Source organism: Clostridia bacterium (assembly GCA_017410375.1).
GTDB lineage: Bacteria > Bacillota > Clostridia > RGIG6154 > RGIG6154 > RGIG6154.
Window position 1 is genome coordinate 1 of the sequence record JAFQQW010000020.1, and the last position, 5,109, is coordinate 5,109.

Here is a 5,109-nt window from a genome sequence, read left to right on the forward strand (position 1 = left end):
TTACTTTAATAACGAAAGATTATCATACAAATTAAATTATAAAACCCCTGTTCAATATAGAATTGAACAAGGGTTTGTGTAATTCGTGGTTTTTAGTGTCTACTTTTACTTTACAAGTTCAACTATCGCGTGGTTTTCGTTATACAAGAAAAGAGCGATCAAAACTAACCGCTCTTTTTCTTATTTTAAAGGAACGACTTTTAAAGCAGATGCCCGAATGTTTGCGCCCGGACAAGTAGAAACAATACATTGTTCACCTGTTGCCGTGATTGTTCCAATTTGTACCCAGCCTTCATCCGCATTTTCTCCTTCGGCAAGTTTTAACGCCGCCGATCCAACCAGCCGTTCTTCTTCGCCGTTATGCAAATAGAAATTCATCTGGCTTACATTATATTTATGCGGCAGTCTCCAAAAATACACCGCATACTCTCCTTTCGGCACATTACTTAAATCGAATTTTACAAAATTACCCGCAACATTTGTCCACTGATGCGCCCCGCCATGGTAGTTAGGCTTAAAAGAAGAGGCTCCCCATCCGTCGCCGTTGGTTTCAGGCAAAATAACGATTTCGCCGGGATATGTTTTGACATCCGGCTTCTGTTCGGAAATACTTACCTTTGGAATTTCTTCAACCACCGTTTCAGTCAGTTCTACCGGCTCACCTATGATGGTCTTTTCCGGATTTTCCGCATCCGACACTCTTTGCCATACACGCACATAATCCACAATCATGGCAGACCCATCTGTCTTTTCGTCCGGGTCTCCTGCCCAGTTTAAAATAGCGGTGGATAAATACGGAAACAACGGAACGGATGCGTTATGATTCGTCTTGGTTGCAATCACCTTGCCGTCATGATAATAAATCAATTGATCCTCGCTCCACTCAAGCGCATAGATATGGTAATCCGCCGACAAATCATATTCTGCTGTTTTTACTTCTGCCGCTGCAACCGATTTTCCCGTGTGAGAGTTGTGATAATTGGTATTGACTTTATTCGGATAATGACCTTCATTGACATCAATTTCAAAATTCTGCGTTTTTTCCGAAACAAGCTTACCATTGGTCATCATCCAAAATGCATTGTTTACTCCTGCACCGGCTGAATATTTATATCTCGCTTCCCAATAGCCGTAGCTCTGACGGAACACTTCGGGTCTGACCCAGACATGTGCCGATGTCCACTCCTGATTACTGCCTTCATGCTTTTCATGATGGTTCATAAGATACACATTACCGTCATGCACCTCAATATTGTCCGCCCATCTAGATGATAAAATATGCCCGGAATCCCCATTCTGAGAATCCCATATAGTCCAATCCATTTTATCTGTATTGAATTCTTCGTTAAAGGTTAATACCCATTCTTCGTCTGTCGAAGGTCCTGCCCATACAAACATCTGCATAAAGCGCTTTAAGATAACCGCACCCTGTGCTCTGGTTGCATTTTCTGCAGGAGACACGGTGGTGTCGGAGGTACCCTTGATAATACCTGTTTGAATTAAGTATTTCAACGCCTCGGTTGCCCAATCAGAAACTTCTGCGGTATCCGCAAAATTTTCCCAACCGCTCGGCAAATCTGCAAGCCATTCGTCATTTTTCTTGGTTGCTTTGATTGCGTTGTAGGTAAACAAAGCCATTTCCTCACGGGTGATTGGCTGTTCGGGTTTAAAGCCGTCGTCGATGGGCAAGCCGTTTAAAAGTCCGTTTGCCTTTGCGGTTGCCACGTAGGTTGCATACCACGAATCTGCTGCAACGTCTGCAAAAGACTCACCTGTGATAAGCTCATAACCCATCGCTCTGTCTAAAATGGTAATGTATTCCGCTCTTGTAATCTGTGCTTCGGGGTCAAACTGACCTTCTGCAACGCCCGATACTAAACCCTCGTTTGCCATGTATTCCACGTCATAGTTTGCCCAATGTCCCTGCATATCCTTAAACTTGTCAAGGGATGCCATAGTCATTTTCGCGCTATTTAACAGAGTCTCGGAATCACTGGTAGGTGTTACATAAACGGTTGTCCAGACATCTACACCGCTCCCTGCATTGTTTAAAACCTCAAAGGCAACCGTGGACGCTCTGGTATTGGCAATTGATTCTCCCGTTCCGGTGCAAATCAGCTTCACAGATTCTTCTCCGGAACCACTGAAGGGAAATGTACCCAATGTTACCCATTGACTTTCGGTATAGTCCTGCGGATTTAGGTGAAATTCGTCCACTTTTCCATTGCAATGCACTTCATACTTTATATCGTTTGTTTGATTTTCATGCCAATATAGCATATAAACAGAAATGCGCACATTCCCCACCGAAGTAATGTCCGGATAATATTCCACAAAAGTATTACTGTCCGGATTTTGCGCTACCCATAAGGAATTGGGTGCTTTTGTCATGGGTCCTTTAACCGATGCACTAAATGCCCACGCGCCTACATAATAGCATCTGCCCTGTGGATCCACATCCACCGATTTAGTCAAACCACCTATAGCAACTGAATCCGTCTTTTCTTCCATTTTCGGGTCTTCCGGCACATCTGTAACCGTCAGCGCTTTATCGGTAGGTGCTAATTTGATTGCATTTACGCGCACATTCCCATATCCGCTGTGTTTAAAAGTAACACTTTCCTCCCCCGTGCCGCAAAAATCATATACACCAAGGGAGACCCAACCGGGAGCAACGGTTTCGCCGGAGGCAAGTTTTTGGTACAAGGTTTGGGTATGTGTTTTCCCGTTATGCAAAACTGCAAGCGGAATATCTGCCTTATTATTCGTATGTGGCATAACCCAAAAATACACCTCGTAATTCCCGGCTGAAACGCCGCTGATTGTAAATTTGGCTATAGAACCCTGGCTGTTTGTCCAGACATGTCCGGCACCGTCATAGCCCTTAACCGCGTTTGATGAACTCCAGCTTCCTTCCGTTTCTGTTACCGGAATCACAATCTCATCCTTTAATTTTTCTATGCTATATATCTGCTGTGCCGTCTGAGAAGGCTCTGCCGCCAAAGCTGTGCCGGCAGACACGAGCATTGAAATACTCAATAATAAAGCAATCCATTTTTTCATATTTTTCTCCTTTCCCGGACAAAAAAAGCAAGGATTTTTATGAAATTTTAAATCCTTGCTTTTTATTTACATTAAAGAGCTGTCGAAGTGGGTATACAAATCGGAACCATGTCGGATATGCTGTTCCAAAGCATTACAACCACTTTTTCACCCGTAGGCACGAAGGTATCATTTGCCGTAATTGTATTCTCGCCCGCTGCCAAATCTTCTCTCTGTACCGAAACAGATGTTAAGACGCCCGCATTATCATAGCTTGCAAAAATAACAGTTGCACTTTTTGTCTCGGATGCACATACAGATGCGCTCTTGCCCTCTACATCATAAGATATAACTGCATCTGCGTAGCTGATATTACCGGTTGCTGCATCAATCAAAATGACTGTGTTGTTGTTTGTAACAGAATCCAAAACACAATTTGCGTTCGCCTGCAAACCGGTTGCCGTGATTGTACCGCCTTGGTTCAGTACAACGGTGTGATTGGCTACTGTACCGTACATTTTTACGGTAACGCCGCTTGCAACACTTAGCTTTGTATCATTCTTGCATGCACCCAGTACATCTAATGTTTCTCCGCTGTCTGCTGCTGCAACTGCAGATGCCAATGTTTCGTGATAGGTTTTATTCCCGTTCGTATCGGTTACCACCGCATAAGTAACTTTGCTCGGGTTTGCAGCCGTTGCATTTGCCATTGCAACATACAATGCATTTTTTACTTCATTTACATTTCCGGCACTTGCGGACAAGCTTTCCAAACCACTATTAAACATAGTTTTATAGAATGTATACGCCACCAAGCCATTCCCTTCGGAGGTAATATGTAAATTATCTGCACTGCTAACCTTAAAATCTTCCGACCCGTAACAATTCAGACGGGCATTCTGCACAGCAGTACCTGCCGGCAAATAGAAATCAAACAGCTCATCAAATTCCTTTTCGGTATATGCATCCACATAATCCTGCCAGATATCCAACTTTTGTGCATCGGTTATATCCCAACGACTCCAAATGCCATAATATCCTAGCTTGACATTGGAATTGGTAACATTGTCTTTTACCCATTTTACCAGGTATTCCATATCCGCCTTGCTGTCTGCTACCGTTGTTTCCTTGGCTTCTCCGGAAGCACCTACCGTATTAGACCCGGTTGTTCCTGCTTCTGTTCCAAATGGCTGCAGAATAACATAGTCCCAATCACGAAGCGTAAGTGCATCTAAAGCATTGTCTATCTGCCAGCTGTCTAAGCCTTCCGGCGTACGTTCCTGATAATTATTCCAGGTGATATTCGGCGTAGTTGTTCCTTCTATCCATTGCTGATAAAAATTCAAAGTCTGTCCCGGATGATAAACAAGACCTATCGTTATATCGCCCATACCCAATCTCGTACCTACAATCTGCATTCTCTGATACAAACCTTGAGAATAGCTGTTGCCGATAAACAAAATCTTTACCTCGCCGACATTTTCAACCGTAATGGTTGTATTGCCTTGCTTTGTGCCGTTTAACGGTGTGTGAACCGTCTGGCCCTGAATGGTTAAACTTTCGGCACAGTTGTAAAATGCATTTTCGCCAATGATTGCCGTATTCGAATACAGCTTCAGGCTTTGTAATGCCAGACAACCGTAAAAAGCGCTATCACCGATGGCAGTAACCGAAGACGAAATGGTAATTGCATTAAGTGCCGCCAGATTTTTAAATGCTTCATCACCAATATAAGTGATCCCTTTGTCTATAACAACCGTTGTGATAGTTCCGGCATAAGATGCCCACGGTGCCTGAGATTCTTCAGTATAATCATACAGCGCACCGCTTCCGGAAACGGTTAAGGTTTTATAATCTTCCGATATACTCCAGGTTGCCGCATCGCCGCATTCCCCGTTTTTAGCAGAAGAAGATACCTCGCCTCTTTTTGCAACCCAAGTATACAATGCACTATCCTCATCACAGTTAAACGCTGTGCCCTCTAAGGATTCCGCAAGTCCGCTCGATGCATCGCTCGCATCAGACAACGCAAATGCAAAATCCCCAATTTCTGTTAAGGTTGCCGAA

At 43.7% G+C, this 5,109-nt stretch carries 2 protein-coding genes; both read right to left on the reverse strand.

Going from position 1 to position 5,109, the window contains the following annotated elements:
• Nucleotides 1-180: 180 nt before the first annotated feature.
• Entirely contained in the window at nt 181-3,063 is a 2,883-nt protein-coding gene (locus tag IJE10_02870; GenBank protein MBQ2967050.1) for an S-layer homology domain-containing protein, read from the reverse strand.
• 71 nt (nt 3,064-3,134) lie between these two features.
• Nucleotides 3,135-5,109 (reverse strand): leucine-rich repeat protein (locus IJE10_02875; protein MBQ2967051.1); only part of this gene is annotated, 1,975 nt, incomplete at its 5' end.

Excerpts from the sequence above, each read along its gene's own strand:
- IJE10_02870 (MBQ2967050.1), bottom strand. The coding sequence starts at position 3,063 with ATGAAAAAATGGATTGCTTTATTATTGAGTATTTCAATGCTCGTGTCT.